Origin of the sequence: Arthrobacter ramosus (assembly GCF_039535095.1) — a bacterium.
In the GTDB taxonomy this organism is placed as follows: domain Bacteria; phylum Actinomycetota; class Actinomycetes; order Actinomycetales; family Micrococcaceae; genus Arthrobacter; species Arthrobacter ramosus.
Genome location: NZ_BAAAWN010000001.1, coordinates 795,438 through 821,647, shown reverse-complemented (window position 1 = coordinate 821,647; position 26,210 = coordinate 795,438). Strand labels below are relative to the sequence as shown.

Here is a 26,210-nt window from a genome sequence, read left to right as displayed (position 1 = left end):
GGCCTTGAAAGCGTTTTAGCGCTTGTGGATCCGAGCGCGTCAAACACGCTGCGGGCCCCGGACTGTGGTCGCGCCAGCGGCCACAGTCCGGGAAAGCGTGTTTAGCGCTTGGAGTACTGCTGAGCCTTGCGTGCCTTCTTGAGACCAGCCTTCTTACGCTCGATGACGCGGGCGTCACGACGCAGGAAACCGGCCTTCTTCAGGGTGGCGCGGTTGTTCTCGGTGTCGATCTCGTTCAGTGAACGGGCGATGCCGAGACGCAGTGCACCGGCCTGGCCGGAAATGCCGCCACCGTGGATGCGGGCGAAGACGTCGTAAGCGCCGTCAAGATCAAGGATCTTGAAGGGCTCGTTGACGTCCTGCTGGTGCAGCTTGTTCGGGAAGTAGTTGGCCAGCTCGCGGCCGTTGATGATCCACTTGCCGGTGCCGGGCACGATGCGAACACGTGCAACAGCTTCTTTACGACGGCCAACTGCGGCGCCGGCAACGGTCAGGGCCGGGCGCTCCTTCTTCGGCGCTTCTGCTTCCGCAGGACCGCTCTCCGAGGTGTAGCTGGTCAGGTTTTCCTCAGCCACAACGGCCTCGGTGGTCAGTTCTTCGTTCTGAGCCACGATTCTCCTTGATTAAAAGTTGGTTGGTGGCCAGGACTACTGGGCGACCTGGGTGATTTCGAAAGTCTTGGGCTGCTGGGCGGCGTGCGGGTGCTCTGCACCGCGGTAGACCTTGAGCTTGCCCAGCTGCTGCGCAGCGAGGGAGTTCTTCGGGAGCATGCCCTTGATGGCCTTCTCCACGGCGCGGACCGGGTTGGATTCCAGCAGCTCCGCGTAGTTGACGGAGGTCAGGCCGCCCGGGTAGCCGGAGTGGCGGTATGCGCGCTTCTGCTCCAGCTTGGCGCCGGTCAGGGCGACCTTTTCAGCGTTGATGATGATGACGAAGTCGCCCATGTCCATGTGGGACGCAAAGGTCGGCTTGTGCTTTCCGCGCAGCAGTGTTGCGGTCTGGCTGGCAAGACGACCAAGGACAACGTCGGTGGCATCGATGACGTGCCACTGGCGGTTGATATCGCCGGGCTTCGGGGTGTACGTACGCACGGTTTTGCCTCGTTCTTGTTCTGGCGTTCATGTTTTAGGCGGCACGCTTGAAGCGTGTGCCTACTAGGTATGCGTTACCGGAGCAGAGGTGAGGGCTCTATGTACCAGTCATCCCGAAGTCCCGATATGCCTGTCGAGTTAACGATCCTGCAACTGGATCCCCAAGCGGGCATGTGTCATCGAGAAAGGACACGCACAACGACTATCAACAATAGCGGCAACGGGCTTCAGGGTCAAAATAGGCTGGCAACCAGCGTGAACAACTGAGACCCATTCCGAGCTCCTAGGAGATGCCATGACAGCAACTGCCGCCCAGCCCTTGCTTGTGGCCGCCTTCGGGCTCCTGGGGCTCCTCACAAGCCCTCTGGCGGAGGCTCTGATCACTCGGTCCCTGCCGCGGCTTGGCGGGCTCCCCTCCCCCGTTATAAGGCTCACGACGGCGGTGGCTACCGCCGTGTTGTTTGCCCTCCTGACGATCCGGTTCGGTTTCTCACCGGGTCTCCCCGCCTACCTGCTCTTAGGGGTAATCGCGGTGCAGCTGTCACGCGTGGACGTGGTGCACCATTTGCTTCCAAACCCGCTGGTCCTGTTGCTGCTTACTGCCGGCCTCGGTCTGTTAACTATGTCAGCTGCGCTCGTTCCGGACTGGTCTGGACTGCTGCGCGCGGCTGCCGGCGCCGTCATTTTGTTCCTCGGGTACCTAATTCTCGGATTAATTTCTCCCGGAGGCCTCGGAATGGGCGACGTGAAGCTCGCGGCACCACTCGGAATGTACTTGGGCTACTTGGGCTGGACCCAGGTGTTCTACGGGGGACTGCTGGGCTTCGTGGTGGGCGGGGTGATGACGATACTGCTGTTGCGTCTGAAGCGCGGAATCAAGCCATCTGAAGTCCCCCACGGGCCGGCCATGTTCGCCGCGGCAATTGGAGTGGTCCTGCTCGTCGCGTGAGCACGGCAAGCTTCCCGGGCTCCCCTCAGTCCCCACGAGTCCCATCCGTGGCAGTAACTAGGTGGTACTTAGGCAGAAAAACCGAGTACCGCGCGCGAGCACTTCGAGTAGTCGATAGCACTCGCACTTGAAAAGACGAGTACCACTACGCATTGTTTGTTAACCCTCCCAAGGGCAATTCTTGTCCTATCGAAATCCGAACGCCAAACGGGATATGTGGCAACTGGAATTCGTAGACAAATTCACTTATCTGGGAAGGTTTTTCCAATGTCAACTCTCATGATCTCCACCCTCGCATTTATCGCCGGCATCAAAGACAAGCTCAACTCCGAAAAGGGTGCAACGGCAACTGAGTATTCACTCTTGGTCGGCCTGATCGCCCTCGTCATCGTCGTCGGCGTCGGGCTGTTCGGTACTAACCTGAACGCCTTCTTCAATGGTCTGGCCGGAAAGGTCGCAGCCTGGTAGCGAGAGCTGCCGGTCTCGATTGGTCTCAACATGTTCAATTTCAAGAAGCAATTTCGCACACTCCAACTCCTTTTCAGCGAACTTCCGGCTGAAAGGGGAGCGACTGCCACAGAATATTCATTGCTAGTCGGGTTGATCGCCCTCGTCATAGTTGTCGGCGTCGGGCTCTTCGGCACCAACCTGAATGCGTGGTTCAACAGCCTCGCTACGACGGTGGGCACCTGGTAATTGGGCAAACGCGTTGTGCCGCGCCGCTGGCGCGGCACAACGCACCGTTTTTGCTGCGGACTTCAGCAGCACGTACCCAGGGGGATCCAGTGAAACACAGGATCAAGACTTCCAGGAACAATGAGCGGGGCGCTGTCGCCGTTGAATTCGCACTTGTCGCGCCCATCCTCATTTCCCTGATCATTGCAATTGTCGAATTTTCGAATGCTTACAACATCCAGGTTTCCGTGACTCAAGCCTCGCGTGAAGCTGCTCGGACCATGGCAATCACCAACGACTCTAGCAAGGCAACCGCGGCCGGCAAGGCCGGAGCGCCCTCGCTAGACACCTCCAAGCTGAGTTTCAGCTACTCGGGCGCCTGCGCAGCAGGCAGTCCCCCGCCAACCATCACTGTGACCACTACCTACAGTGGCAAATCCCTCACGGGATTCTTTGGCTCCAATCTCACTGTCACTGGCAAAGGGGCAATGCAATGCAACGGCTGAGTCGACGTCTAAAGTCTGCCGACGAAGAACGCGGCGCGGCGGGTGTGCTTGTTGCACTCATGATGCTGGTGCTCATCGGGGTGGGCGCGGTCGCGGTTGACGTCGGCCAAATCTACGCAGAACGCGCCCAACTTCAGAACGGGGCCGACGCCGGAGCACTCGCCGTTGCGAGCAGCTGCGCCAAAGGTTCCTGCAACATTTCGTTGGCCGGCCCCCTCGCAAACTCCAACGCCAACGATGGCGCGAGCACTGTGAAGTCAGTGGATCTAAGCGTGCCAGGCAAGGTAACAGTCACAACATCTACCAAGGACGGCACAACCGGAGCGGGCTACCTAAGCAAGATGTTCGCCAACGCTCTCAACACCGGCCCAGTGACGGTCGGCGCCCAAGCCACTGCGACATGGGGCGGCCCTGGATCAGGCCCGGCGATCCTGCCTCTGGCCTTCGCTCCGTGTCAGTTCGACATAAATGGCGCCACACAGACGATTCTCACCCACGGATCAACCACCTGCGTAAGTGACAGCCCGTCCGGCCAGGTAATCCCAGGTGGTTATGAATGGCTAATTCCCGACACGGGCCAGTGCGCAGCAAAGGTTTATCCCGACGACCCTACAACGCCGGGAGTTGTCGATCCCTACGCGCTGAGCAAGACCGGTCTGAGCATGCCAAAAGAGTGCAAGACCCTCATCAGCGGTTATCTGAATACGGTGGTTGCCTTCCCCGTTTTCACAGAAGCTTCGGCAAGCGGAGCTGGAGGCAAGTACTACATCAAAGGCTACGCAGCCTTCTATCTCAGCGGATACAACTTCCCCGGCATGTCCGGCGGCGATCAAACAGGCCTTGGAGGAAGCAACAACGGTATCCGCGGGCACTTTGTCAGCTGGATTGCCGATCCCTCTGTGTACCAAGGAGGGGGATACACGCAAGGCGGGGCCAATCTTCCGCCGCAACTCATGCAATAAATCGCGCGCTCTTGGACGAGCGCATCTGGGAAGGAAGAACAGTGAAAACACGCCTACTGGGAGGCATCGCTGCGCTTGTCGTAGCCATCATTGGAACAGTGATGCTCGTGTTCTACGTCCAGGGCGCCGACAAGCGCGCTCTGGCAAATACGGAAACGGAAGACGTCTACGTCATCCAAAAGGAAATTCCCGCTGGCACTCCGACGGCCGGTTTCGGGGATTCCGTCGTCAAAAAGTCTGTGCCAAAGTCAGCCATTGCGGCCGACAGCGTCACCAATCTTGGGGACCTCGGCTCCAAGGTTTCTTCGATCGACTTCATGCCCGGTGAGCAATTGCTTGCGACCCGGATGGTCGATCCAACCAGCTTGGCCGGTCCGGGCCGGGTTGAAGTTCCTGCCGGACTTCAGGAGGTCACCCTCAAGCTGCCGATCGAACGCGCTGTCGGTGGAACAGTGAAGGCCGGCGACACAGTCGGCGTGATGCTGTCCTTCAAAGCCGATGACAAATCCAGCTCCCCTGACCAGACAAACTTTACATTCCACAAAGTCCTGGTCACCGCTGTGCAGGACGCCAATGGAACGATTGCAGACAACTCAAGTTCCACCTCTCAGGCAAGCAGCGGTTCCCTGAACGCTAACAAGACCGCGGGCTCAGGGAGTGGGTACCTCGTCACGGTGGCACGCTCCGCCGTCGACGTCCAAAAGATCGTGTACGCCGTTGAGTTCGGCACCATTTATCTGAGCAAAGAGCCTTCGGGTGCCGCTGCAGGCGCAACAGGAGTCATCGACCGGGGAAGTGTATTCAAATGAGCCGCTTCGTTCTCATCACCCCGGAACCTGACTTCGAACGGCGGGTCCGCTCGGCAACTGCTGGAATGAGCGGAAGCCTCCAGTGGTTCCAGGCCGACTACTTGCCGGGAGGGCCACGGGAGATCCTTGACCAGCTCCTCGGAGAACCGCCTGAAGTGCTGATCCTAGGCCCGGGGCTGGAAATCAATGACTCTCTCAAACACGCTTCCTTGCTGGATCTCCAGTTTCCGGAAATCAGTGTGGTGCTGGCCGCGGAACAGAACGAGTCATTGGTCCTGGCAGCAATGCGCTCCGGGGTGCGAGACCTGCTTTCCCCCGCAGCGGACTCGGACACCATCCGCGTGATGGTGGAGCGGGCAAGCCTTGCAGCCGCCGGTCGGAGAAGAGGTCTTGCCCCCAACGCCATAGAGACTCCCTCCCAGGATTCGGGTGGGCGAATCATTGCGGTCATGTCACCGAAGGGCGGCGTGGGCAAGACAACAGTAGCCACCAATCTGGCAGTGGGCCTCGGGACCTTGGCGCCGATGGGCGTGGTGATCGTAGACCTTGACCTACAGTTCGGCGATGTGGCGAGCGGATTGCTGTTGAATCCCGAGCACACCATCACGGACGCCGTGCTCGGTCCAGCGAGCCAGGATTCTATGGTGCTCAAGACATACTTGAGCGTCCATCCGGCCAGCATTTACGCCCTATGCGCCCCGCGCAATCCCGTCGAAATGGATCGCATCACGGCCCAGCACGTCTCCAGATTGATTGAACAGCTCCGCCATGAATTCCAATATGTCGTCATAGACACCGCCCCTGGGCTTGGTGAACATGTGCTCGCCGCACTTGAAAGTGCCACCGACGCCGTATGGGTGTGCGGAATGGACATTCCGAGTATCCGGGGTCTGCGGACAGGCCTTAACATTCTCGATGAACTGCAACTGCTACCCCAGTACCGGCATGTAGTGCTGAACATGGCCGACCCCAAGAGCGGGCTGGTCCTCAAGGACGTGGAAGCGACCATTGGAGTTCCGGTGGATGTTGCCATTCCCCGGTCCCGGACCCTTCCTTTCTCCACCAACAAGGGTGTCCCGCTCCTCCAGGACGGGACTCGAGATGCCGCGACCAAGGGCCTGCGCCTGCTGGTGAATCGGTTTAGGCCCAATTGGGACGAGCGAACACACAAGCAGTTGCACAGAAGGGCGGTTGTCCGGTGAACCTCTCACGCAGACTCGAAAGTCGTCGGTTCAGCGCTGATTCAGGCGCAGCCACGGAAACGGGGGCAGTTGCTGATGGAATGGCTGCGCAATCGGCAGCCACGCTCGGCCGTATCCAAGAAGCAAAAGCAGCCGAGTCCTCGAACACCATGGCTCACGCCGATGAAAACATGCCGTCGACGATCCTGGCGAGTGAAGCACTCGGCGACCTTAAGGAGCGGGCAAGCAAGGCCCTGTTTGAGCGACTCGGCTCCAGACTCTCTGACTCCTCCTTGGACGAGACAGAACTTCACCAGTACGTACGCGATGAGCTGAAGATTGTTGTCGACGAAGAGCAGGTGCCCCTGACGTCAGCAGAACGGCAGCGCCTCACGGCAGAGATCATCGACGACGTCCTCGGCCATGGCGCTATCCAGCGGTTCCTGGACGATCCGGAAATTACGGAAGTCATGGTGAACCGATATGACAGCATCTACGTCGAGCGGTACGGCCGTCTGTACAAGACCGAGGCCAAATTCTCTTCGGACGAGGCCTTGCGGCGGATCATTGAACGCATTGTGTCCAGGGTCGGGCGGCGAATTGACGAGTCGTCTCCGCTCGTCGACGCACGGCTCCCCGACGGCTCCCGCGTGAATGCCATCATTCCGCCACTCGCCGTCAATGGGCCTTCGTTGACCATACGAAAGTTTGGCCGCGAAGCACTCACGGTGAACAAACTCATCGAGTTTGGCAGCCTGTCCCCGGAAATGGCGGAGCTGCTGAGGGCTTGTGTCCTGGCTCGGATGAATATCATCGTGTCCGGCGGTACCGGCACTGGGAAGACGACCCTGTTGAACGTCCTCTCGTCGTTCATTCCCGTAGAGGACCGGATCGTCACCATTGAGGACGCCGTCGAATTGCAACTCCAACAGGAGCACGTGGTACGCCTCGAGAGCAGGCCGGCCAACATTGAGGGACGCGGTGAGGTCACCATTCGGGATCTCGTGCGCAACTCACTCCGCATGCGTCCGGACCGCATTGTTGTGGGCGAGGTCCGCGGGGGAGAGTCCTTAGACATGCTCCAGGCCATGAACACGGGCCACGACGGTTCCATTTCCACGGTCCACGCCAACTCCCCGCGGGATGCGGTCGCGCGCCTCGAGACCCTGGTTCTGATGGCCGGCATGGATCTTCCCCTCAGGGCCATCCGGGAACAAGTGGCTTCCGCCGTGAATCTGATCGTGCACATCAGCCGCTTGCGGGATGGAACACGCCGAGTCACGCACATTACGGAAGTCCAAGGCATGGAAGGCGACATCGTAACCCTCCAGGATGCCTTCGTCTTCGACTACTCAGCCGGTGTCGATGCCAACGGCCGCTTCCTCGGTAAACCCATCCCCACGGGAGTCCGGCCCCGCTTCACCGATCGTTTTGCGGAACTGGGGATTCCGATCTCTCCTGCAGTGTTCGGAGCCCCGATGGTGGGAGGCTTGCGATGAGCGACTCGGGACTCCAATCCGTTTTTCTGGCGGCGGGCTTGGGCTTGATGTACTTCGCTTTGCTTCTGCTGGTGTTGGTGGTGCTCAAGTCAACGAGGACCCTTGATGCTGAAAGGCGCCGTCCCGATTTGCCGATCCACACGTCTGCCCTGACGCGGCTCACTGACGGCGCCAAGAGTGCCATCCAAACACGCATTCATTCGCGCTCTGGTGGATATCTTTCGCAGGCGAGACTGGATGCCGCGGGATTGAAGAAACAACCAGCCGACTACGTACTGATTGCTGGAATCGTGGTGGTTCTCGCCAGTACCGTCGGTTTCCTGCTAGGTGGCCTCGTCTTCACGGTCCTGATGTGCCTCATCGCTGTGTTTGCCCTAGTGGCGCTTTTGGGTGTGCTCACGGCCCGGCGTGCGGCGAAATTCGACGAACAGGTACCCGATGCGGTCCAGATGTTGAGCGGAGGGATGCGGGCAGGGCACAGTCTCTTGAGGGCAGTGGACGCTCTCGCCCAGGAGAGCGAGGCACCGATGGCCGAGGAGATGAGCAGGATCGTCAACGAAACTCGGATCGGACGCGATCTCGGAGAGTCCCTGAGCGATGTCGCCATAAGGACGAACAGCGACGACTTCGGGTGGATAGCCCAAGCGATCGAAATCCACCGAGAAGTCGGCGGGGACTTGGCCGAGGTCTTGGACCACGTTGGTGAAACCATCCGCGACCGCAACCAAATCCGCCGACAGGTCAGGGCGCTGAGTGCCGAAGGACGAATGTCCGCGCTGGTCCTCCTCGCGCTACCCGTAGTCATGTTCATCGCACTGCTGTTCATCAACCCGAGCTATGCCCACACCTTCACATCCACTGTGCCTGGTTATCTCATGCTTGCCGCCGCCGCGGTCATGCTCAGCGTGGGCGCATGGTGGTTGAGCCGGCTCATCAAGCCGAAGTACTAGGAGGGATCCACCATGCAATTCTTCCCATATGCAGCCATGTTGGCCATCGTGGCCCCTGTGTCTTGGATGGTCTGGCTCGCCTTCACCGGGGACAGAGTAGGGACACGCAACATTCGGACGAATCTCGGCGTCCGCACGGATACTGCGCCACAATCCAGCAACCTTAGCGATCGTTTGACGGCCATTTCACGGCAACTTGTACCAGGCGGCTATATCGCCTGGCTCGACAAGCAACTGGCGGGGGCTGGTCGTCCCAAGGACTGGCCATTGGGCCGGATCTTGATGGTCAAACCATTGCTGGCACTCGGTGGTGGCGTCCTCGGAGTGCTGTTGTTCCTCGGCGATCCATCGGCTGGGAGGTTTCTCCTTGGTATTGCCGTTATCGCGTTGGCCTATTTCGTCCCGGATCTCCTCATTCGTTCGAATGCGCAGAAACGGCGCGAGGCCATTCGCCTGGAGCTGCCAAACTCACTCGATCAGATGCTGATCTCCGTCCAGGCAGGTCTGGGTTTTGAAGCTGCCATGGCCCGTGCTGCGGAAAGCGGCAAGGGACCGTTGGCAGACGAGTTCATCAGGACCCTGCAGGACATTCAGGTGGGGCGGAGCCGCAAGGACGCATATCTCGACATGTCCCAGCGCGTAGATGTTCCAGACGTTCGGAGCTTCATCAGGGCCGTTGTCCAAGCGGATGCCTACGGTATTGCCATCGCCAAAGTCCTCAAAGCCCAGGCTCAGGAAATGCGAACCAAGCGCCGTCAGCGGGCCGAGGAGTATGCCATGAAGATTCCGGTGAAGATCCTCTTCCCACTGATCTTCTGCATTTTTCCAACGCTGTTCATCATCCTGCTGGGGCCAGCCGTCATGAACATCATCGCTGCGTTCTCCTAACGTCACACTAACGAACAGACGGTGATCGATATGAAAAGAAGGTTCAAGCAACTAATCAGGATCTTGGCTGGAGAGCAGGGAGCAACGGCCACAGAATACTCAGTTTTGGTGGGCTTCATCGCGATGGTCATCGTTGGCGGAGTAGGACTGTTCGGTACCGCCCTGAACGGTTACTTCGGCACACTGGCCAACGGAGTGAAGACTGCTCTGGGACTGCCCTAAGAACAGACCCATGACCGGCGCATCTGGGGCGCTACTGACCGGCCACCCGCGATACCCAGAACCCGCGGGTGGTCTTCGCAGGCCCCCTCCACGGTACCCAGAGCCGGGAGGGGGCCGTCCAACGGCGGAGCCTCGTCTGGGACAGGAAGCCCGGCCACCCCAAACCTACTCCCGCCGCGCCCGTGTCAACTCGGCCCGCGCAAACAGTTCGTCGTCGGAGGGATAGGCCACTTCCTCAAGCACCAAGGGGTGGGGTGCGGCAAGCACCGACTTGGCATCCCTGATTCCAGCGAGCAGGCGCTCGTGCAGCCACTCCGGACTTTCCAGGCCCTCCCCCACACGCAATGCGGATCCGACCAAGGCACGCACCATGTTGTGGCAAAATGCATCGGCCTGGACGTTGGCGACCAGTACGCCGTCGCTGCCGCGGACGAACTCAAGCCGCTGCAGTTCGCGGATGGTGGTGGCTCCCTCACGGGGCTTGCAGTACGCGCGGAAATCCTGGAGCCCCAGCAGCGCCGCGGCTCCCTCGTTCATCGCCCCCTCGTCCAAGTCGGCCTTATGCCACAGGGTGAGCCTTCGCAGGACGGGGTCCCACCGTTCCGGGCCATCGGCGATCCGGTAGCTGTAGCGGCGCCACAACGCTGAGAAGCGAGCGTCAAAACCGTCAGGCGACAGTCCGACGTCGTGCACTTCAATGGCGCCGGTTTCGTCCCGCAGGACCCGGCTCAAGGCTCCGCGAAGCCTCCGCAGCAACGCGGCCGCGGGGTCGATCTCGTGGCCCCTCGGCAGCCCGCCCCACTCCGCCTCGGACAGGTCGATGTGCGCCACTTGGCCTCGGGCGTGGACACCGGCGTCGGTCCGCCCTGCCACGGTGACCCGTACGGGGCGCCGCACGATCAGCGCCAACGCCTCTTCCAACGAGCCCTGCACGGTCCGGAGACCGGGCTGAAGCGCCCACCCGTTGAAAGGGCCGCCGTCGTACGAAAGATCCATCCGGACACGCAAAAACCCGCCGCCCCCCAAAACGGGGGCAGCGGGTTTTCGTTCGTTCATAGACTTAAGTCTACTGTGAAGAATTCAGTGAATTACTTCTTTTCCTCAGCGGCCGGAGCCTCTTCGGTTTCAGCAGCTTCAGCTTCGGGAGCCTCGGCTTCGGTCTCCGGGGCTTCAGCCTCAACGACCTCTTCCTCGACAACCGGAGCGGCCTCTTCGGCAGCCGGAGCAGCCTTCTCGGCGTCGCGCTTGGCAGCAGCGGTTGCCTCGGCAACCACAGCCTGCTTCGGGGAAACCGGCTCAAGAACCAGCTCGATGACAGCCATGGGAGCGTTGTCGCCCTTGCGGTTGCCGATCTTGGTGATACGGGTGTAGCCACCATCGCGGTTGGCAACGGCGCCGGCGATGTCGGTGAACAGCTCGTGGACGATGCCCTTGTCGCTGATCAGGCCGAGCACGCGACGGCGGGAGGACAGGTCGCCGCGCTTGGCGAAGGTCACGAGGCGCTCTGCGTACGGCTTCAGGCGCTTGGCCTTGGTGACCGTCGTGGTGATGCGCTTGTGCTCGAACAAGGCTGCTGCCAGGTTCGCGAGCATCAGGCGCTCGTGAGCCGGACCGCCTCCGAGGCGCGGACCCTTAGTGGGGGTAGGCATAGTAATTTCTCCTGTAATGAAGGCCGTCCGGGTCCGAACGTGGACTCGGTGGCCAAGATCTGCTTGTTAGAGCTCGTCGTCGCTGAACGCGGCGTCGTCCTCTTCGATGGCTGCGGCGCGGGCTGCAAGATCGAAACCGGGAGGCGAGTCCTTGAGGGACAGACCCAGTTCAACCAGCTTTGCCTTGACCTCATCGATGGACTTCGCACCGAAGTTACGGATGTCCATCAGGTCAGCCTCGGAGCGGGCAACGAGTTCACCCACGGTGTGGATGCCCTCACGCTTGAGGCAGTTGTAGGAACGGACTGTGAGGTCCAGATCCTCGATCGGCAGTGCCATGTCAGCTGCCAAGGCAGCGTCCGTCGGCGACGGGCCGATCTCGATACCTTCAGCTGCGGTGTTCAGCTCACGTGCAAGACCGAACAGTTCCACCAGGGTGGTGCCTGCCGAGGCAACAGCGTCGCGCGGGGCGATAGCCTGCTTGGTCTCGACGTCGACAATCAGCTTGTCGAAGTCAGTGCGCTGCTCAACACGGGTAGCTTCCACGCGGAAGGTAACCTTCAAGACCGGCGAGTAGATCGAGTCGACCGGAATACGGCCGATCTCGGAGTCGCCGGACTTGTTCTGAGCTGCCGAAACGTAGCCGCGGCCGCGTTCGATGGTCAGTTCGAGTTCGAACTTGCCCTTCGAGTTCAGCGTGGCAATGTGCAGATCCGGGTTGTGGAATTCGACGCCGGCCGGCGGAGCGATGTCCGCGGCCGTGACGACTCCGGGGCCCTGCTTGCGCAGGTATGCAACAACCGGCTCGTCGTGCTCGGAGGACACGGAGAGGCTCTTGATGTTCAGGATGATCTCAGTGACATCTTCCTTGACACCCGGAACCGTGGTGAACTCGTGCAGCACGCCATCGATCCGGATGCTGGTTACAGCAGCACCGGGGATGGAAGAGAGCAGGGTACGGCGGAGGGAGTTTCCGAGGGTGTAACCGAAGCCCGGTTCCAGCGGTTCAATGATGAAACGCGAGCGGTTCTCGGAGACTACTTCTTCAGACAGAGTGGGGCGCTGTGCAATAAGCACTTAGGTTTCCTTTCGGCGAGCATCCGCTATATGACGCAACACAGGTGGTGGAAATCGGCTTGGTTCCGGCTTTGCCGGCCGGGCGCCGCGGAGCAGTCAAGCTGTTCCGTGGCGGACCCGGCCGGCAAGGCCAAGAATCCAATTAGACGCGGCGGCGCTTCGGCGGGCGGCAACCGTTGTGGGCGGCGGGGGTGACGTCCTGAATGGAGCCAACCTCGAGGCCAGCGGCCTGCAGCGAACGGATTGCTGTTTCGCGTCCGGATCCCGGTCCCTTGACGAACACGTCAACCTTGCGCAGACCGTGCTCCTGGGCGCGCTTTGCAGCAGCCTCGGCAGCCATCTGGGCGGCGAACGGGGTGGACTTGCGGGAGCCCTTGAATCCAACCTCACCGGCGGAAGCCCAGGAGATTACAGCACCGTTCGGGTCCGTGATGGACACGATGGTGTTGTTAAAGGTGCTCTTGATGTGCGCCTGGCCAAGCGCGATATTCTTCTTGTCCTTCTTACGCGGCTTGCGAACCGCGCCACGAGTCTTCGGGGGCATTATTTCTCCTACAGAAAGTTGTTTGGGGGAAAGCCAGCGGCTTGGGCCCACATTTGCCGGGTTCCCTGAAATCGCGAAGCGATTTTAGGGGGCAAATGGGGACTAGCGGCCGGCTTTCTTCTTGCCGGCGACGGTACGCTTCGGGCCCTTGCGGGTACGAGCGTTGGTCTTCGTACGCTGACCGCGTACGGGCAGGCCCTTGCGGTGACGCAGGCCTTCGTAGCTGCCGATTTCAACCTTGCGGCGGATATCTGCTGCTACTTCGCGGCGAAGGTCACCCTCAACCTTGTAGTTGCCTTCAATGTAGTCACGCAGCTGAACCAGCTCGGCGTCAGTCAGGTCCTTGACGCGAACGTCAGCGCTGATGCCGGTGGCAGCCAGGGTTTCGTGTGCACGGGTCTTGCCCACGCCGTAGATGTAAGTAAGCGCAATTTCCAACCGCTTTTCGCGGGGAATGTCTACGCCAGCGAGACGAGCCATAGTGGCAGTGCTCCTTGAATAAACCGGAGGTCGTAGGCAGTACACCCGCACTTTCAGTGCGGCCCCAGCCTCCGACCGGGGGTTAGCTGTCCGGGCCCATACGTCCCAATTCAGCTTGTGCTGCCTTTATTTACTTGCGTGGGTTAGCAACCCAGGTTGCCCTCGCGGGCGCTAGTTCCCTTGCGGGGAATTAGCCCTGGCGCTGCTTGTGGCGCGGGTTCTCGCAGATCACCATGACCCGGCCATTACGGCGGATCACTTTGCACTTGTCGCAGATCTGCTTAACGCTCGGCTTGACCTTCATGGCGTTCCTTTGCGTGTTGCAGTTGGTCAGCTGAAGCGGCTTTACCTAGGTTTTCGTTTTCCCGAGGTTGCCGCACAGCAATTACTTGTAGCGGTAGACGATGCGACCACGTGTGAGGTCGTAAGGGCTTAGCTCCACCACTACGCGGTCCTCAGGGAGAATCCTGATGTAGTGCTGTCGCATCTTCCCCGAGATATGTGCAAGAACGATGTGCTTGTTGGTGAGCTCAACGCGAAACATCGCGTTGGGCAGTGCCTCAGTCACAACGCCCTCGATCTCAATGACCCCGTCCTTCTTGGCCATATCCTCCGCTAACTGTTGTTTGCCGCAGCCCTCCGGTTAGGCACCGGAAAATCTGCGGACGTTTTTTGTTTGTTTGGCCGTCCGGCTCTTGCCACTCCACGAAGCAGGACTCGCGACCTGTTAAATGGGCGTGGCTGTGGAGACAACCAACAAACAACTCTACGCCAAGATGGCGCGAAAGTTAAATCCGCCCATGCTAGCGCAGATACCGGCACGGTGTCACCCTTCCGCGGACCGCGGAACCCCTTGTATCCCGCTAAACCGCGCCGTAGGCAGCGAACGTGCCTGCCGCCGTCGTGATGGATTCCGCAGCCGCGACACCGTCGAGGACAGCCAGGCGGACGGCGTCTGCCGCCGCGCTTTGCAGGGTAATGAGCGAAACCTGCCTTGCTTGTTCCGAACTGCGGTCAAGCCCGACGGCGCCTGTCGCCAGCGCGAACACGGTGTCGCCGTCGGCGAGGGTATGGGAAGGATTCAGCGCCCGGGCGAGGCCGGCGTGTGCGGCACTCGCGGTGCGCTTGCATTCGGCGGGGTCGAGGAGCGCGTTGGTGGCGACGACGACAAGCGTGGTGTTCAGCGCCGGCGGCCCCACCGGTTCGGGGCCGCCCGATTCCGTCCGCCGGGACGATGTGCCGAAAGGCATCCCAAGCGCATTGACCACTGCGAGCGCGCCCACCACCACGCCGCTGTCCAAGGTGATGGACGAGGTGCCCACTCCCCCTTTGAACGCGCCGCGCCCAATCACTGCACCGGTACCGGCACCGATGTTTCCACGCCCGACGTCGGCGTGCTCGCTGGAGGCCCCAGCCGCAACAGCCGCTTCGTATCCCATGGCTTCGTCGGGGCGGGCGGCGAAGTCACCGCCGCGACCCAAATCGAAGATCGCCGCGGCCGGAACGATCGGCACCACTCCCCCAGGCACGGCGAAACCGCGCCCTTGCTCTTCGCACCACCGCTGGGCACCGTGGGCCGTGACCAAACCGAAGGCACTCCCGCCGGTGAGCACTACCGCGTCGACCGTGGGCACCAGGGTGGTGGGGTCGAGCGCGTCCGTCTCGTGCGTGCCCGGTCCGCCGCCCCGGACGTCCACCGATCCCACCGTCCCCGGCGGCGGAAGGACAACGGTCACCCCGCTCAGCCAGCCATCGCCGATCCGCTGGACATGTCCCACCCGGATTCCTGACACATCAGTGATCTTGGAAGTCATGTGCCTATTCTGCTCCTCGCCCACAAACGGTAGTCGTGCCTCGAATGTGAACACGGGCCCATGCGCCACGAAACATCGAGTAAACGAGCGCAAAAGGCTTGTCCAACAATCCCGCGAACGCCCCCTTTTTTGACTTGACAGGTGTTCCCGTGTGGTGAGGTAAAACTAGCCGCCCCCTTGACCCAACAGTTCGAGTCCGGCGCGCCCCGATATCTGCGAACCGTTAGAGACCTCCCATGACAAGACAACTGACAGGCAGCCCCGCGGCCACCGCGCAGGCTGTCCCGGCCCCTCAGCGCCGGGGACGCTGGTCCGGCCGAACCCGACGCGACTTCTTCGTGTTTCTGGCACTGGCCTTGCCGAACTTGGCGCTGATCGCGGTGTTCACGTATCTGCCGTTGATCAACAACATGTATTACTCGACCCTTGACTGGACCTTGGGCTCCACCTCGGCCACCGTTGTGGGCTTCGACAACTACGTCAACTTCTTCACCAGCTCCGACGCCCCGCAAGTGCTTGGCACCACGCTCATCTTCACCGTGGTCACCGTCGGCGGTTCCATGGTGCTGGGCCTCTTGGTGGCCCTGGCCTTGAACGCGAAGGTCCGCGGCACCACATTTGCGCGCTCAGCCGTCTTCGCCCCCTACGTCCTCAGCGGCGTAGGCGTTGGCCTCGTATGGCTGTTCATCTTCGACCCCGGATACGGCGTGCTGTCATGGCTGCTCCGGGGCATCGGCCAGCAAAGCCCCCAGTGGATCAACGATCCGCAGCTCTCCCTCGTGATGGTCATCATCGTCTACGTCTGGAAGAACCTGGGCTACTGCGCCGTCGTGTACCTCGCCGGGCTCCAGTCGCTCCCGAAGGACGTCATGGAGGCCGCTTCCCTGGACGGAGCCAACGGCTTCCGCCGCTTCATGAGCATTTCCGTTCCCCTGCTCTCGCCCACCACGTTCTTTCTCCTGATCACCACGATGATCAGCTCGCTGCAGGCCTTCGACCTGATCCGCATCATGACTCCGCTGGGCAACGGCACCAGCACGCTGATCTACGAGGCCTATCTGCAGGCCTTCGGCGCCTACAACCGAGCCGGCTACTCGGCCGCCATCTCAGTGGTGCTCTTCGCCATCCTGCTCATCATCACCGTGCTCCAGTTGCGGTTCGTCGAACGGAAGGTGCACTACTCATGAGCACGCTCTCTCCCGTCAGCCCCAACCCCGCAAGCGGCGTCGGGACCCTGAAAGCTCCCGACGCCGGTCCGGAGCTCCCGGCTCGGCGTGACAAGCCGTTCTCCCGCGCAAACCTCGTCCAGACACTGGCCGGAGGCTACATCCCGCTGATCGTGGCCACGCTCGTGGTGGTCCTGCCGCTGTTGTGGATGTTGTTGAGTTCCTTCAAGCAGCCCGGCGAGATCGTCACGACGGATCTCAAGATCCTGCCGCAGGGCCTGAACCTGGAGAACTACCACACGGCCATGACCACAGTGCCGTTCGCACGGTTCTTCCTGAACAGCCTGATCGTCACCGTGGTCGGTTCCACGGTGAAGGTGATCCTGGCCATCCTGACGGCATACGCCCTGGTTTTTGTCCGTTTCCCGTTCAAGAGCGTCATCTTCGTCGTGATCCTCGTGGCCCTGATGGTGCCGCCGCAAGTGTCGATCCTCCCCAACTACATCCTGATCGCGGGAATCGGCGGGAAGAACACCCTGTGGGGAATTATTCTTCCGGGACTTGGCACCGCCTTTGGAACTTTCCTCCTCCGCCAGCATTTCAAGACGCTTCCGGGGTCCATCCTCGAAGCCGCGGAAATCGACGGCGCGGGCCATTGGCGCAGGCTGTGGCAAGTAGTCGTCCCCGTGTCGCTCCCCTCCATCGCCACCGTCGCCCTCGTCACCGTGGTCAGCGAATGGAACGACTACATCTGGCCCCTGATCATTACGGACCGGCCGGAAACCATGACCCTCCCCGTTGGCCTGACCCTGCTTCAGAACTCTGAAGGGAACGGCGCCGGCTGGGGGATCCTGATGGCCGGGGCCGTGCTGGTGATCATCCCCATCCTCCTGGTCTTCGCAGCGTTGCAACGCTACATCGTTGCCGGGCTCACCCAGGGCAGCGTCACCGGCTAGCAAGACCGCACCTTCCACAACCCCATCACCACCTTTTGCATCCTTGAGAGGACCAACCATGGCAATGAATCTTGATCGTAGAAACTTCCTGGGGCTCGCCGGACTTGGAGTCGGCGCCGCCGCCCTGGCAGCGTGCGGCGGTCCGTCCACCAGCGGCAGCGCAGCGAGCAGCAGCCCTTCAGACATCGACTTCACGGGCGTCAAGCCGGCCGGCTCGTTCGACTTTTGGACCAGCCACCCCGGGCAGTCCCAGGCCGTCGAGCAATCCATCATCGACAAGTTCCAGGCGAAGTTCCCGGACATCAAGGTTAACCTCGTGACGGCGGGCGCCAACTACGAGGAAATCGCCCAGAAGTTCCAGACCTCGCAGGCCGCGAAGTCGGCCCTCCCCGGCCTCGTCGTGCTCTCCGACGTCTGGTGGTTCCGCTACTACACCAACGGCAACATCATTCCGTTGGACGGACTCATCAAGCAGCTGGACGTCAAAATCGACGACTTCCAGAAGTCCCTCGTAGCGGACTACCAATACGCCAACAAGCAGTGGGCGCTCCCCTACGGCCGCTCCACCCCGCTCTTCTACTACAACAAGGACCACTTCAAGGCAGCCGGCCTTCCGGACCGGGCACCCAAGACCTGGCAGGAGTTCGCCGAGTGGGCCCCCAAGCTCCAGGCCAGCTCGGGCGCGAAGTACGCCTACATCTACCCGGCCCTTGCCGGATACGCCGGCTGGACCCTGCAGAACAACCTGTGGGGCTGGGGCGGCAGCTGGTCCAACGGCTGGACCTTCAACTGCGATTCCACCGAGTCCGTCACGGCCCTGCAGTGGGCCCAGGACTCCATCTACAAAGACAAGTGGGCCGGTGTCTCCTCCAAGAACGCCGCGGACGACTTCTCCGCAGGCATCACGTCCACGACGATCTCCTCCACCGGGGACCTGCTGGGCGTGCTGAAGTCCGCCAAGTTCAACGTCGGCGTCGGCTTCCTGCCGGGCGGCCCCAAGGCCGAGACCAACGTCTGCCCCACCGGCGGCGCCGGACTCGGGATTCCCAGCGGTGTGAGCAAGGAAGTCCAGCTCGCGGCTGCCACCTTCCTGAAATTCATGACCGAGCCGGAGAACACCGCGGCATTCTCGGCTGCGACCGGGTACATGCCCACGCGCGTCTCGGCGGACATGACGGCAGTCCTCGCCAAGACTCCCCAAATCAAGACGGCCATGGACCAGCTCGCCGTGACCAAGGTGCAGGACAACGCCCGCGTGTTCCTGCCCGGTGCAGATCAGGAGATGGCCAAGGCTGCCGCGAAGATCCTCACCCAGCAGGGCGACGTGAAGGCCACCATGACGGACCTCAAGACAACCCTCGATGGCATTTACACCAAGGACGTGAAGCCCAAGCTCAAGAGCTAGCCAAACTCCCCTGATACGCAGAATCCCTGGCGACACCCGAATTCCGGTGTCGCCAGGGATTTTCTGTATCGGTTGCCTGCGTGGGCGTCAGGGAATCGGAACGGGAACGACGCCGAGCGGCACCAGCTGCTCTGCACCGCCGTCGGGCGCGGAAAGCACCCAGATGCCCTTTTCGTGGACGGCCACCGAGTGCTCCCACTGGCACGAACGCTTGCCGTCGGTGGTCACCACGGTCCAGTCGTCGTCGAGGGTTGCTGTTTCGATGCCGCCGCGGACGAGCATGGGTTCGATCGCAAGGCACAGTCCCGGCCTGATCTTCGGGCCGCGGTGCGTGGTGCGATAGTTCAACACATCAGGAGCCATGTGCATCTCGGAACCGATCCCGTGGCCTACGTAGTCTTCCAGGATGCCCAGAGGCTTTCCCGGGACGGAGGAGACGTAGTCATCCACGGCGTTGCCGATGTCGCCCACGAACTTGCCCTTGGCCAAGGCTGCAATTCCACGCCACATTGCGGCCTGGGTGACATCCGAGAGCCGCTGGTCTTCAGGATCGGCCGCCCCGACTATCACGGTGCGCGCGGAGTCGGAGTGCCAACCATCGACGATCGCTCCGCCATCAATCGAAATGATGTCCCCGTCCTGGAGGGCCCGGTCACCGGGGATGCCGTGGACCACTTCCTCGTTGACGGACGTGCAGATGGTGGCCGGGAAGCCGTGGTATCCGAGGAAATTCGACTTCGCTCCAGCGTCGATGAGGACCGCGGCGAACACGGCGTCGATCTCACGCGTGGTCACGCCCGGTTTCGCAGCCGCAACGGCCGCGTCGAGCGCTCTGCTGAGGACCAATCCGGCCTCGTGCATCTTGCGCATTTGCTCATTGGTCTTGTATTCGATGCGGGGCTGGCCGAACGCCATGGTCTCCTCTTGTCGTGTGCTGCTTGTGGTGGGCTGCGGAACCAGATCACCCTTTGGTCTCTTATTTTCCCGCATCGGCGGTCCTGCCCGAAACCGGAGCTGCGAACGCCCCGGAACGGTCCCTGGAACGGTCTGGGGTCCCGGGCCCCGGGCCCCGGGCCCACAGAAAGGGAACAGAAAAGGGCGTGTCCCGCGCGCGGAGCAGTTCACTCCGGCGCGGGACACACCCTTTTCAACAGTCGTGCGGCGACTAGACCGCCTTGGCCGCCTCGATGGCCAACAGGACGCGATCCGTGACCTCGTCGATGCCGCCAATGCCATCGACCTGGGTCAGGATGCCGCGTTCGGCATACTTGGCCACGACGGCCTCGGTCTGCTCGTGGTAGAGGTCCAGGCGGTGGCGGATGACACCTTCGTTGTCATCCGAGCGCCCGGTCTCCTTCGCACGGCCCAGCAAGCGTTTAACAAGTTCCTCGTCGTCGGCCGTCAGCTGAAGCACGACGTCGAGCTTCTCTTCCGTGTCGGCGAGGATCCGGTCCAGGTATTCCACCTGGGCGGTGGTGCGCGGGTATCCGTCGAGCAGGAAGCCGTTCTCGACGTCGCTCTCGCTCAGGCGGTCACGGACCATCTTGTTGGTGACGCTGTCCGGAACGAAATCGCCGGCGTCCATGTACTTCTTGGCTTCGATACCCAGCGGGGTTTCGCCCTTGACGTTTGCACGGAAGATGTCGCCCGTGGAAATGGGGACTACGCCCAAGCGCCCGGAAATCCGCTCAGCCTGGGTTCCCTTGCCCGAACCCGGGGGTCCAATGATCAGCATTCTCGTCATCGCAAAAGCCCTTCGTAGTGACGTTGTTGTAGCTGCGCATCAATCTGCTTGACGGTTTCCAGGCCCACACCCACCATGATCAGAATTGACGTACCACCGAACGGGAAGTTCTGGTTGGCGCCGATCAGGACGAGTGCGACCAGCGGAATCAACGCCACGAAGCCCAGGTAAAAGGCGCCGGGGAGGGTGATCCTGGAAAGCACGTACTGCAGGTAGTCCGCGGTCGGTTTACCCGCCCGGATGCCCGGAATGAACCCGCCGTACTTCTTCATGTTGTCCGAGACCTCTTCAGGGTTGAAGGTGATCGCGACGTAGAAGTAGGTGAAGAACACAATCATGACGAAGTACAACGCCATGTAGATGGGGTGGTCGCCCTTGGTGAGGTTGTTGTTGATCCACTCAACCCACGGGGCGATGGACTCTCCGGCCTTCGGCTGGTTGAACTGCGCAATCAGCCCGGGCAGGTAGAGCATGGAGGAAGCAAAGATGACGGGCACGACGCCGGCCATGTTCACCTTGATGGGGATGTAGGTGCTGGTGCCGCCCACGGTGCGCCGGCCGATCATACGCTTGGCATACTGGACCGGAATGCGCCGCTGGGACTGCTCCACGAAGACTACGAGTGCGACCGTCACGAGGCCGATCGCCAATACCGTGAAGAAGGTGCCCGGTCCCTTGGAGTTCCAGATGGCCCCAAGCGAGGTCGGGAAGCCGGCAGCGATGGAGGTGAAGATGAGCAACGACATGCCGTTGCCCACGCCCTTCTCGGTAACCAGTTCGCCCATCCACATGATGAGGCCTGTACCGGCCGTCAAGGTGATGACCACAAGAATCGTGGCGATGATGCTCTTGTCGGGGATGATCGGCAGCTGGCAGTTGGGCAGCAGCTGGCCGGAGCGTGCCAGGGACACCAAAGTGGTGGCATTCAGCAGGCCCAGCGCAATGGTCAGATAACGCGTGTACTGCGTCAGCTTCGACTGGCCCGAGGCACCTTCGTCATACAGCTCCTGGAACCGCGGAATGACCACGCGGAGCAGCTGCACGATGATGCTGGCCGTGATGTACGGCATGATCCCCAGGGCAAAGATCGAAACCTGCAGCAGTGCACCACCGCTGAACAGGTTGACGAGCTGGTAGAGGCCGCCCTGGTCCTGATTGCTTGACAAACATTGCTGAACATTTTGGTAGCTCACACCAGGCGAGGGGATAAAAGCTCCCAAGCGGAAGATTGTGATGATTCCCAGCGTGAACAACAACTTGCGTCGCAGATCAGGCGTACGAAATGCCCGGCCGAATGCGCTTAGCAAGCGTCCTCCTGAGTTAAAAGTCCAAGGGTGTCGAAAGGGGTCATTGAAACCCAACACCCGAGTCTAACGGTTTGATGCGCCATGCGAACAATCGAGGGGTGCGCGCCATAGGAAAAAACTCCCGGCGCGGTGGGCCGAAGCCCTCCGCACCGGGAGTCTTTTCACAGCGGGCGATAGCCCCAGAGCCCTTTAGAGGGCAGTGGTGGTTCCGCCTGCTGCTGCGATCTTCTCAGCTGCGCTGGAGGAGAAAGCGTGGGCGGTAACGTCAACCTTGACGGTGATGTCGCCGGTGCCCAGCACCTTGACGGGCTGGTTCTTGCGAACGGCACCCTTCTCAACCAGGGACTCGACGGTGACAGCGCCACCTTCCGGGAACAGCTCGTTGAGCTTGTCCAGGTTTACAACCTGGAACTCAACCCGGAACGGGTTCTTGAAGCCGCGAAGCTTCGGCAGGCGCATGTGCAGCGGCAGCTGGCCGCCGGCAAAGCCAGCCTTGACCTGGTAGCGGGCCTTCGTACCCTTGGTACCGCGACCGGCGGTCTTACCCTTGGAGCCTTCACCACGACCAACACGGGTCTTGGCAGTCTTGGCACCGGGGGCGGGACGCAGGTGGTGGACCTTCAGAGTGTTCTGCTTGTCGGCAGCCTCTGCGGCGGTTTTGTTCTCAGCCATTACTTCGCCTCCTCTACATTCACGAGGTGCGGAACCGTGTTGAGCATTCCAACGGTTACGGCATCAGCGCTACGGACAACAGTGTGTCCGATGCGCTTGAGGCCGAGGGACCGCAGGGTCTCACGCTGGTTCTGCTTGGCGCCGATGACGCCCTTGATCTGGGTGATCTCCAACTGAGCGTCGGAGGGAGTCAGGTTCTTAGCCATGACTAGACACCTGCCTTCTGGTTCTGGAGTGCGCGCACCAGAGCAGCAGGAGCAACCTCGTCCAGCGGCAGGCCACGGCGGGCTGCCACGGAAGCGGGCTCTTCCAGTCGCTTCAGGGCGTCAACAGTCGCGTGAACGATGTTGATGGCGTTCGAGGAACCGAGCGACTTGGAGAGAACGTCGTGGATACCGACGCATTCCAGTACCGCGCGGACCGGACCACCGGCGATAACACCGGTACCCGGGGAAGCCGGACGCAGCATGACAACGCCTGCTGCGGCCTCACCCTGCACGCGGTGCGGGATGGTGCTGCCAACGCGGGGAACGCGGAAGAAGGACTTCTTAGCCTCTTCAACGCCCTTTGCGATAGCTGCCGGAACTTCCTTGGCCTTGCCATAGCCAACGCCGACCAGGCCGTTGCCGTCACCGACGACGACGAGCGCGGTGAAGCTGAAGCGACGACCACCCTTGACGACCTTGGCAACACGGTTGATGGTTACAACGCGCTCTACGAACTGGCTCTTCTCGGCCTCGCGACCGCCGTCGCGGCCACCACGGCCACCACGGTCGCCGCGGCCCTGGCCACGGTCACCACGCTCGCCACGACGGCCGCCGCGGCGGTCGTCGGTGGCAGCAGCAGTCTCAGTTGCCTCAGCAGCTGCAGCTTCAGTCACCTGAATGTCCTTTTCGTTATTCTCAACGGTCACAGTGCCAGCCCACCTTCACGTGCGCCGTCAGCGACGGCGGCGATCCGGCCGTGGTACTTGTTACCACCGCGGTCAAAGACAACAGCTTCGATGCCTGCAGCCTTGGCACGGCCGGCAACGAGCTCGCCGACGCGCTTGGCCTTGGCAGTCTTGTCGCCGTCGAATGCACGAAGGTCAGCTTCCAAAGTGGAAGCGTAAGCCACGGTTACACCCTTGCTGTCATCGACAACCTGGACGAAGATGTGGCGTGCGGAGCGGTTGACGACCAGACGAGGACGAGCAGCCGTGCCGGTGATGCGCTTGCGGATACGAAGCTGGCGACGGCTGCGTGCAGCAGACTTGCTCTTGTTCGACCGCTTCTTGTTAATTGCGATGGCCATGGTTTACTTACCAGCCTTTCCGACCTTGCGGCGGATAACTTCGCCGGCGTAACGGACACCCTTGCCCTTATAGGGGTCGGGCTTGCGCAGCTTGCGAATGTTGGCAGCAACCTCGCCGACCTGCTGCTTGGAGATACCAGCGACGGAGAGCTTGGTCGGCCCCTCCACCGTGAAGGTGATGCCTTCGGGAGCGGAGACATTGACCGGGTGGCTGTAGCCGAGAGCGAACTCAAGGTCAGAACCCTTGGCCTGAACGCGGTAACCGGTACCAACGATTTCAAGCTTCTTTTCGTAGCCCTTGGTGACGCCCTCGATCATGTTGGCGATCAGGGTGCGGGTCAGGCCGTGCAGGGAACGCGAAGCGCGCTCGTCGTTCGGGCGGGTGACAGTCAAGGTGCTTTCGTCCAGGGTGACCTCGATCGGGCTGGCTACAGTGTGGCTCAGCTCGCCTTTGGTGCCCTTGACGTTGATGACAGAGCCATCAACCTTAACTTCAACGCCGGCAGGAACGGTGATGGGGAGACGTCCAATACGTGACATTATTCTCTTCCTTTCCCGTTACCAGACGTACGCGAGGACTTCGCCGCCCACGCCCTTCTTGCCGGCCTGCTTGTCAGTCAGGAGGCCGGAAGAGGTGGACAGGATTGCGATACCCAGGCCACCCAGCACGTGAGGCAGGTTGGTGGACTTCGCGTAAACGCGGAGACCAGGCTTGGAAATGCGGCGGACACCAGCAATCGAACGCTCGCGGTTCGGACCGAACTTGAGGTCGATGGTCAGCTTCTTGCCGACTTCGGCTTCCTCTTCCTTCCAGGCAGCAATGTAGCCTTCTGCCTTCAGGATGTCGGCAACGCGTGCCTTGAGCTTGCTGTACGGCATGCTCACGGTGTCGTGGTATGCCGAGTTGGCGTTGCGCAGACGCGTAAGCATGTCTGCGACAGGATCTGTCATAGTCATTTTGGGCTCTTGCCCTTCCTCGTAATGGTTTCCGCGTTGGCTACAAAGCAGCCGCGGCCGGACCTACTACGTAGTTATTAGTCTTCGGATTTGAACGGGAAGCCAAGTGCCTTGAGCAGCGCACGGCCTTCGTCATCGGTCTTTGCAGTGGTGACAACCGTGATGTCCATGCCGCGAACGCGGTCGATGGAGTCCTGGTCGATTTCGTGGAACATAACCTGCTCGGTCAAACCGAAGGTGTAGTTGCCGTTGCCGTCGAACTGCTTGCCGTTGAGGCCGCGGAAGTCGCGGATACGGGGCAGGGCGAGGGACACGAGGCGGTCCACGAATTCCCACATACGGTCCCCACGCAGAGTTGCGTGTGCACCGATGGGCATGCCTTCGCGCAGCTTGAACTGGGCGATGGACTTGCGGGCCTTGGTTACCTGCGGCTTCTGGCCGGTGATCAGGGTGAGGTCGCGGACAGCGCCGTCGATCAGCTTGGAGTCCTTGGCGGCATCTCCAACACCCATGTTCACAACAACCTTCACCAGGCGGGGAACCTGGTTCACGTTCTCGTACTTGAATTCCTCAACCAGGGTCTGCTTGATGGAATCGGCGTACTTCGTCTTCAGACGCGGAACGATCTTCGCTGGAGTCTCGAGAGTCTCAGTCATTAGATGTCCTTCCCGGATGCCTTGGACACGCGGACACGGACGGTCTTGGAGACGCCGTCCTTATCAACGGTCTCGAGACGGAAACCGACGCGGGTCGGCTTCTTGGTCGAGGGGTCAACAAGAGCAACGTTGGAGACGTGGATCGGGGCCTCAACGACCTCGATGCCACCGGTCTTGGTGCCGCGCTGCGACTGACCGACCTTGGTGTGCTTGGTGACTCGGTTGATGCCTTCTACCAGAACGCGGTTGGCATCCGGGTAAACGCGCAAAACCTTACCCTGCTTGCCGCGGTCGCCGCCGCGCTCCTGCTTGGCTCCGGTGATGACCTGAACGAGGTCACCCTTCTTGATTTTAGCCATGGACTAAAGCACCTCCGGGGCCAGGGAGACGATCTTCATGAACTTCTTGTCACGGAGTTCACGACCAACCGGGCCGAAGATACGGGTACCGCGGGGGTCGCCGTCGTTCTTCAGAATCACAGCTGCGTTCTCGTCAAACTTGATGTAGGAACCATCCGCACGGCGGCGTTCCTTCTTGGTACGAACGATGACAGCCTTGACGACGTCACCCTTCTTTACGTTGCCGCCCGGGATAGCGTCCTTGACGGTTGCGACAATGACGTCGCCAATGCCTGCGTAGCGACGGCCGGATCCACCGAGAACGCGAATGGTAAGGATTTCCTTAGCACCCGTGTTGTCGGCGACCTTCAGTCGCGACTCCTGCTGAATCAATTTTTACTCCTTGCGTCGCGCCGGTTC

General features: G+C 61.2%; 36 protein-coding genes. 14 read left to right on the top strand and 22 right to left on the bottom strand.

The genetic code is table 11. The annotated features are described in order from the left end of the window. Positions 1 to 101 precede the first annotated feature (101 nt). Positions 102 to 611, bottom strand: coding sequence for a 30S ribosomal protein S9 (rpsI, locus tag ABD742_RS03980; RefSeq protein ID WP_234749102.1), 510 nt, complete (start codon positions 609 to 611; stop codon positions 102 to 104). Positions 612 to 647: 36 nt separating this feature from the next. Then, positions 648 to 1,091 (bottom strand): 50S ribosomal protein L13, encoded by a 444-nt coding sequence (gene rplM / locus ABD742_RS03975; RefSeq protein ID WP_024817563.1) that lies wholly within the window; start codon positions 1,089 to 1,091, stop codon positions 648 to 650. A gap of 295 nt (positions 1,092 to 1,386) precedes the next feature. Between rplM and ABD742_RS03970 the strand changes: the two genes are divergently transcribed. The 11 genes from ABD742_RS03970 (at position 1,387) to ABD742_RS03920 (ending at position 9,732) form a co-directional block, all read left to right on the top strand. After that, complete coding sequence (locus ABD742_RS03970) at positions 1,387 to 2,040, top strand: prepilin peptidase (protein WP_234749101.1); 654 nt, start codon at positions 1,387 to 1,389, stop codon at positions 2,038 to 2,040. A gap of 267 nt (positions 2,041 to 2,307) precedes the next feature. Continuing rightward, positions 2,308 to 2,508 (top strand): Flp family type IVb pilin, encoded by a 201-nt coding sequence (locus ABD742_RS03965; RefSeq protein ID WP_234749100.1) that lies wholly within the window; start codon positions 2,308 to 2,310, stop codon positions 2,506 to 2,508. A gap of 30 nt (positions 2,509 to 2,538) precedes the next feature. Continuing rightward, the gene (locus ABD742_RS03960) at positions 2,539 to 2,736 is read left to right on the top strand and encodes a Flp family type IVb pilin (RefSeq protein WP_234749099.1); all 198 of its coding nucleotides are present in this window, start codon (positions 2,539 to 2,541) and stop codon (positions 2,734 to 2,736) included. Between the two features lie 89 nt (positions 2,737 to 2,825). Beyond that, complete coding sequence (locus ABD742_RS03955; protein ID WP_234749097.1) at positions 2,826 to 3,221, top strand: TadE/TadG family type IV pilus assembly protein; 396 nt, start codon at positions 2,826 to 2,828, stop codon at positions 3,219 to 3,221. Next, entirely contained in the window at positions 3,209 to 4,183 is a 975-nt protein-coding gene (locus ABD742_RS03950) for a pilus assembly protein TadG-related protein (RefSeq protein ID WP_234749095.1), read from the top strand. Before ABD742_RS03955 ends, ABD742_RS03950 begins: the two co-directional genes overlap by 13 nt. Before the next feature lie 41 nt (positions 4,184 to 4,224). Further along, the gene (gene cpaB / locus ABD742_RS03945; protein WP_234749093.1) at positions 4,225 to 4,992 is read left to right on the top strand and encodes a Flp pilus assembly protein CpaB; all 768 of its coding nucleotides are present in this window, start codon (positions 4,225 to 4,227) and stop codon (positions 4,990 to 4,992) included. Further along, positions 4,989 to 6,194: a CpaE/TadZ family protein gene (locus tag ABD742_RS03940; protein ID WP_234749091.1), complete on the top strand. Its 1,206-nt coding sequence runs from the start codon at positions 4,989 to 4,991 to the stop codon at positions 6,192 to 6,194. Before cpaB ends, ABD742_RS03940 begins: the two co-directional genes overlap by 4 nt. A 149-nt stretch (positions 6,195 to 6,343) precedes the next feature. Continuing rightward, positions 6,344 to 7,672, top strand: coding sequence for a TadA family conjugal transfer-associated ATPase (locus tag ABD742_RS03935; RefSeq protein WP_234749208.1), 1,329 nt, complete (start codon positions 6,344 to 6,346; stop codon positions 7,670 to 7,672). Continuing rightward, the gene (locus ABD742_RS03930) at positions 7,669 to 8,622 is read left to right on the top strand and encodes a type II secretion system F family protein (protein ID WP_234749090.1); all 954 of its coding nucleotides are present in this window, start codon (positions 7,669 to 7,671) and stop codon (positions 8,620 to 8,622) included. The genes ABD742_RS03935 and ABD742_RS03930 overlap by 4 nt, the downstream gene beginning before the upstream one ends. 12 nt (positions 8,623 to 8,634) lie before the next feature. Continuing rightward, entirely contained in the window at positions 8,635 to 9,510 is an 876-nt protein-coding gene (locus ABD742_RS03925) for a type II secretion system F family protein (RefSeq protein WP_234749088.1), read from the top strand. Positions 9,511 to 9,540: 30 nt separating this feature from the next. After that, positions 9,541 to 9,732, top strand: coding sequence for a Flp family type IVb pilin (locus ABD742_RS03920; protein WP_234749085.1), 192 nt, complete (start codon positions 9,541 to 9,543; stop codon positions 9,730 to 9,732). Between the two features lie 165 nt (positions 9,733 to 9,897). Here the strand turns inward: ABD742_RS03920 and ABD742_RS03915 are convergent, their stop codons facing one another. The 8 genes from ABD742_RS03915 to ABD742_RS03880 form a co-directional block, all read right to left on the bottom strand. Next, positions 9,898 to 10,788, bottom strand: a complete 891-nt coding sequence (locus tag ABD742_RS03915) for a tRNA pseudouridine synthase A (RefSeq protein ID WP_234749083.1) — start codon at positions 10,786 to 10,788, stop codon at positions 9,898 to 9,900. Between the two features lie 32 nt (positions 10,789 to 10,820). Further along, the gene (rplQ, locus tag ABD742_RS03910) at positions 10,821 to 11,381 is read right to left on the bottom strand and encodes a 50S ribosomal protein L17 (RefSeq protein WP_234749082.1); all 561 of its coding nucleotides are present in this window, start codon (positions 11,379 to 11,381) and stop codon (positions 10,821 to 10,823) included. 66 nt (positions 11,382 to 11,447) lie between these two features. Beyond that, entirely contained in the window at positions 11,448 to 12,458 is a 1,011-nt protein-coding gene (locus ABD742_RS03905) for a DNA-directed RNA polymerase subunit alpha (RefSeq protein WP_136321891.1), read from the bottom strand. A 142-nt stretch (positions 12,459 to 12,600) separates the two neighbouring features. Next, a complete protein-coding gene (gene rpsK, locus ABD742_RS03900; RefSeq protein ID WP_234749080.1) occupies positions 12,601 to 13,002 on the bottom strand; it encodes a 30S ribosomal protein S11 in 402 nt (133 codons plus the stop codon). Between the two features lie 102 nt (positions 13,003 to 13,104). Beyond that, positions 13,105 to 13,482: a 30S ribosomal protein S13 gene (gene rpsM / locus ABD742_RS03895; protein ID WP_011775569.1), complete on the bottom strand. Its 378-nt coding sequence runs from the start codon at positions 13,480 to 13,482 to the stop codon at positions 13,105 to 13,107. A gap of 190 nt (positions 13,483 to 13,672) precedes the next feature. Then, entirely contained in the window at positions 13,673 to 13,786 is a 114-nt protein-coding gene (rpmJ, locus tag ABD742_RS03890; RefSeq protein ID WP_011775570.1) for a 50S ribosomal protein L36, read from the bottom strand. Between the two features lie 81 nt (positions 13,787 to 13,867). Next, complete coding sequence (gene infA, locus ABD742_RS03885; RefSeq protein WP_009358723.1) at positions 13,868 to 14,089, bottom strand: translation initiation factor IF-1; 222 nt, start codon at positions 14,087 to 14,089, stop codon at positions 13,868 to 13,870. A 256-nt stretch (positions 14,090 to 14,345) separates the two neighbouring features. Continuing rightward, positions 14,346 to 15,296, bottom strand: a complete 951-nt coding sequence (locus ABD742_RS03880) for a P1 family peptidase (RefSeq protein WP_234749078.1) — start codon at positions 15,294 to 15,296, stop codon at positions 14,346 to 14,348. Between the two features lie 236 nt (positions 15,297 to 15,532). On the opposite strand from ABD742_RS03880, the gene ABD742_RS03875 reads away from it, so the two are divergent. From ABD742_RS03875 to ABD742_RS03865, 3 genes are read left to right on the top strand one after another with little or no spacing between them, the layout of a single operon-like run. After that, the gene (locus ABD742_RS03875) at positions 15,533 to 16,483 is read left to right on the top strand and encodes a carbohydrate ABC transporter permease (RefSeq protein ID WP_234749076.1); all 951 of its coding nucleotides are present in this window, start codon (positions 15,533 to 15,535) and stop codon (positions 16,481 to 16,483) included. Beyond that, the gene (locus ABD742_RS03870) at positions 16,480 to 17,418 is read left to right on the top strand and encodes a carbohydrate ABC transporter permease (protein ID WP_234749074.1); all 939 of its coding nucleotides are present in this window, start codon (positions 16,480 to 16,482) and stop codon (positions 17,416 to 17,418) included. The genes ABD742_RS03875 and ABD742_RS03870 overlap by 4 nt, the downstream gene beginning before the upstream one ends. 58 nt (positions 17,419 to 17,476) lie before the next feature. Beyond that, positions 17,477 to 18,823, top strand: a complete 1,347-nt coding sequence (locus ABD742_RS03865) for an ABC transporter substrate-binding protein (protein WP_234749072.1) — start codon at positions 17,477 to 17,479, stop codon at positions 18,821 to 18,823. 87 nt (positions 18,824 to 18,910) lie between these two features. On the opposite strand, the gene map is transcribed toward ABD742_RS03865, so the two are convergent. From map to rplN, 12 genes are all read right to left on the bottom strand, one after another. Beyond that, a complete protein-coding gene (map, locus tag ABD742_RS03860; protein ID WP_234749070.1) occupies positions 18,911 to 19,738 on the bottom strand; it encodes a type I methionyl aminopeptidase in 828 nt (275 codons plus the stop codon). A 250-nt stretch (positions 19,739 to 19,988) separates the two neighbouring features. Then, a complete protein-coding gene (locus ABD742_RS03855; protein ID WP_234749207.1) occupies positions 19,989 to 20,558 on the bottom strand; it encodes an adenylate kinase in 570 nt (189 codons plus the stop codon). A 5-nt stretch (positions 20,559 to 20,563) separates the two neighbouring features. Further along, positions 20,564 to 21,874, bottom strand: coding sequence for a preprotein translocase subunit SecY (gene secY / locus ABD742_RS03850; RefSeq protein WP_234749068.1), 1,311 nt, complete (start codon positions 21,872 to 21,874; stop codon positions 20,564 to 20,566). Positions 21,875 to 22,063: 189 nt separating this feature from the next. Next, entirely contained in the window at positions 22,064 to 22,546 is a 483-nt protein-coding gene (gene rplO / locus ABD742_RS03845; protein ID WP_059387372.1) for a 50S ribosomal protein L15, read from the bottom strand. Continuing rightward, positions 22,546 to 22,752, bottom strand: a complete 207-nt coding sequence (gene rpmD, locus ABD742_RS03840; RefSeq protein WP_078108095.1) for a 50S ribosomal protein L30 — start codon at positions 22,750 to 22,752, stop codon at positions 22,546 to 22,548. The genes rplO and rpmD overlap by 1 nt, the downstream gene beginning before the upstream one ends. Before the next feature lie 2 nt (positions 22,753 to 22,754). Continuing rightward, positions 22,755 to 23,426, bottom strand: coding sequence for a 30S ribosomal protein S5 (gene rpsE, locus ABD742_RS03835; protein ID WP_028265093.1), 672 nt, complete (start codon positions 23,424 to 23,426; stop codon positions 22,755 to 22,757). Between the two features lie 29 nt (positions 23,427 to 23,455). Further along, positions 23,456 to 23,839, bottom strand: a complete 384-nt coding sequence (rplR, locus tag ABD742_RS03830; protein WP_234749066.1) for a 50S ribosomal protein L18 — start codon at positions 23,837 to 23,839, stop codon at positions 23,456 to 23,458. A gap of 3 nt (positions 23,840 to 23,842) precedes the next feature. After that, a complete protein-coding gene (gene rplF / locus ABD742_RS03825; RefSeq protein ID WP_234749064.1) occupies positions 23,843 to 24,379 on the bottom strand; it encodes a 50S ribosomal protein L6 in 537 nt (178 codons plus the stop codon). Positions 24,380 to 24,397: 18 nt separating this feature from the next. After that, positions 24,398 to 24,796 (bottom strand): 30S ribosomal protein S8, encoded by a 399-nt coding sequence (rpsH, locus tag ABD742_RS03820; RefSeq protein ID WP_028265096.1) that lies wholly within the window; start codon positions 24,794 to 24,796, stop codon positions 24,398 to 24,400. 77 nt (positions 24,797 to 24,873) lie between these two features. Continuing rightward, on the bottom strand, positions 24,874 to 25,452 hold the full coding sequence (gene rplE, locus ABD742_RS03815; protein ID WP_234749062.1) for a 50S ribosomal protein L5: 579 nt from the start codon (positions 25,450 to 25,452) through the stop codon (positions 24,874 to 24,876). After that, positions 25,452 to 25,811, bottom strand: a complete 360-nt coding sequence (gene rplX, locus ABD742_RS03810) for a 50S ribosomal protein L24 (RefSeq protein WP_234749060.1) — start codon at positions 25,809 to 25,811, stop codon at positions 25,452 to 25,454. Before rplX ends, rplE begins: the two co-directional genes overlap by 1 nt. 3 nt (positions 25,812 to 25,814) lie before the next feature. After that, positions 25,815 to 26,183: a 50S ribosomal protein L14 gene (gene rplN / locus ABD742_RS03805; RefSeq protein ID WP_003803789.1), complete on the bottom strand. Its 369-nt coding sequence runs from the start codon at positions 26,181 to 26,183 to the stop codon at positions 25,815 to 25,817. Positions 26,184 to 26,210: the final 27 nt, after the last annotated feature.

Bases quoted from the DNA above. Each gene is read 5' to 3' on its own strand.
- rplO (WP_059387372.1), bottom strand. From the start codon at position 22,546: ATGGCTGAGAACAAAACCGCCGCAGAGGCTGCCGACAAGCAGAACACT.
- infA (WP_009358723.1), bottom strand. From the start codon at position 14,089: ATGGCCAAGAAGGACGGGGTCATTGAGATCGAGGGCGTTGTGACTGAG.
- ABD742_RS03920 (WP_234749085.1), top strand. From the start codon at position 9,541: ATGAAAAGAAGGTTCAAGCAACTAATCAGGATCTTGGCTGGAGAGCAG.
- rplQ (WP_234749082.1), bottom strand. From the start codon at position 11,381: ATGCCTACCCCCACTAAGGGTCCGCGCCTCGGAGGCGGTCCGGCTCAC.
- ABD742_RS03950 (WP_234749095.1), top strand. From the start codon at position 3,209: ATGCAACGGCTGAGTCGACGTCTAAAGTCTGCCGACGAAGAACGCGGC.
- ABD742_RS03870 (WP_234749074.1), top strand. From the start codon at position 16,480: ATGAGCACGCTCTCTCCCGTCAGCCCCAACCCCGCAAGCGGCGTCGGG.
- ABD742_RS03970 (WP_234749101.1), top strand. From the start codon at position 1,387: ATGACAGCAACTGCCGCCCAGCCCTTGCTTGTGGCCGCCTTCGGGCTC.
- ABD742_RS03875 (WP_234749076.1), top strand. From the start codon at position 15,533: ATGACAAGACAACTGACAGGCAGCCCCGCGGCCACCGCGCAGGCTGTC.
- rpsM (WP_011775569.1), bottom strand. From the start codon at position 13,482: ATGGCTCGTCTCGCTGGCGTAGACATTCCCCGCGAAAAGCGGTTGGAA.
- rplE (WP_234749062.1), bottom strand. From the start codon at position 25,452: ATGACTGAGACTCTCGAGACTCCAGCGAAGATCGTTCCGCGTCTGAAG.
- ABD742_RS03865 (WP_234749072.1), top strand. From the start codon at position 17,477: ATGGCAATGAATCTTGATCGTAGAAACTTCCTGGGGCTCGCCGGACTT.
- ABD742_RS03940 (WP_234749091.1), top strand. From the start codon at position 4,989: ATGAGCCGCTTCGTTCTCATCACCCCGGAACCTGACTTCGAACGGCGG.
- ABD742_RS03930 (WP_234749090.1), top strand. From the start codon at position 7,669: ATGAGCGACTCGGGACTCCAATCCGTTTTTCTGGCGGCGGGCTTGGGC.
- rpsK (WP_234749080.1), bottom strand. From the start codon at position 13,002: ATGCCCCCGAAGACTCGTGGCGCGGTTCGCAAGCCGCGTAAGAAGGAC.
- rplX (WP_234749060.1), bottom strand. From the start codon at position 25,811: ATGGCTAAAATCAAGAAGGGTGACCTCGTTCAGGTCATCACCGGAGCC.
- rpmJ (WP_011775570.1), bottom strand. From the start codon at position 13,786: ATGAAGGTCAAGCCGAGCGTTAAGCAGATCTGCGACAAGTGCAAAGTG.
- ABD742_RS03935 (WP_234749208.1), top strand. From the start codon at position 6,344: ATGGCTCACGCCGATGAAAACATGCCGTCGACGATCCTGGCGAGTGAA.
- rplR (WP_234749066.1), bottom strand. From the start codon at position 23,839: ATGGCCATCGCAATTAACAAGAAGCGGTCGAACAAGAGCAAGTCTGCT.
- ABD742_RS03960 (WP_234749099.1), top strand. From the start codon at position 2,539: ATGTTCAATTTCAAGAAGCAATTTCGCACACTCCAACTCCTTTTCAGC.
- rplF (WP_234749064.1), bottom strand. From the start codon at position 24,379: ATGTCACGTATTGGACGTCTCCCCATCACCGTTCCTGCCGGCGTTGAA.
- ABD742_RS03855 (WP_234749207.1), bottom strand. From the start codon at position 20,558: ATGCTGATCATTGGACCCCCGGGTTCGGGCAAGGGAACCCAGGCTGAG.
- ABD742_RS03880 (WP_234749078.1), bottom strand. From the start codon at position 15,296: ATGACTTCCAAGATCACTGATGTGTCAGGAATCCGGGTGGGACATGTC.
- rpmD (WP_078108095.1), bottom strand. From the start codon at position 22,752: ATGGCTAAGAACCTGACTCCCTCCGACGCTCAGTTGGAGATCACCCAG.
- ABD742_RS03915 (WP_234749083.1), bottom strand. From the start codon at position 10,788: ATGAACGAACGAAAACCCGCTGCCCCCGTTTTGGGGGGCGGCGGGTTT.
- map (WP_234749070.1), bottom strand. From the start codon at position 19,738: ATGGCGTTCGGCCAGCCCCGCATCGAATACAAGACCAATGAGCAAATG.
- ABD742_RS03965 (WP_234749100.1), top strand. From the start codon at position 2,308: ATGTCAACTCTCATGATCTCCACCCTCGCATTTATCGCCGGCATCAAA.
- ABD742_RS03925 (WP_234749088.1), top strand. From the start codon at position 8,635: ATGCAATTCTTCCCATATGCAGCCATGTTGGCCATCGTGGCCCCTGTG.
- rpsH (WP_028265096.1), bottom strand. From the start codon at position 24,796: ATGACTATGACAGATCCTGTCGCAGACATGCTTACGCGTCTGCGCAAC.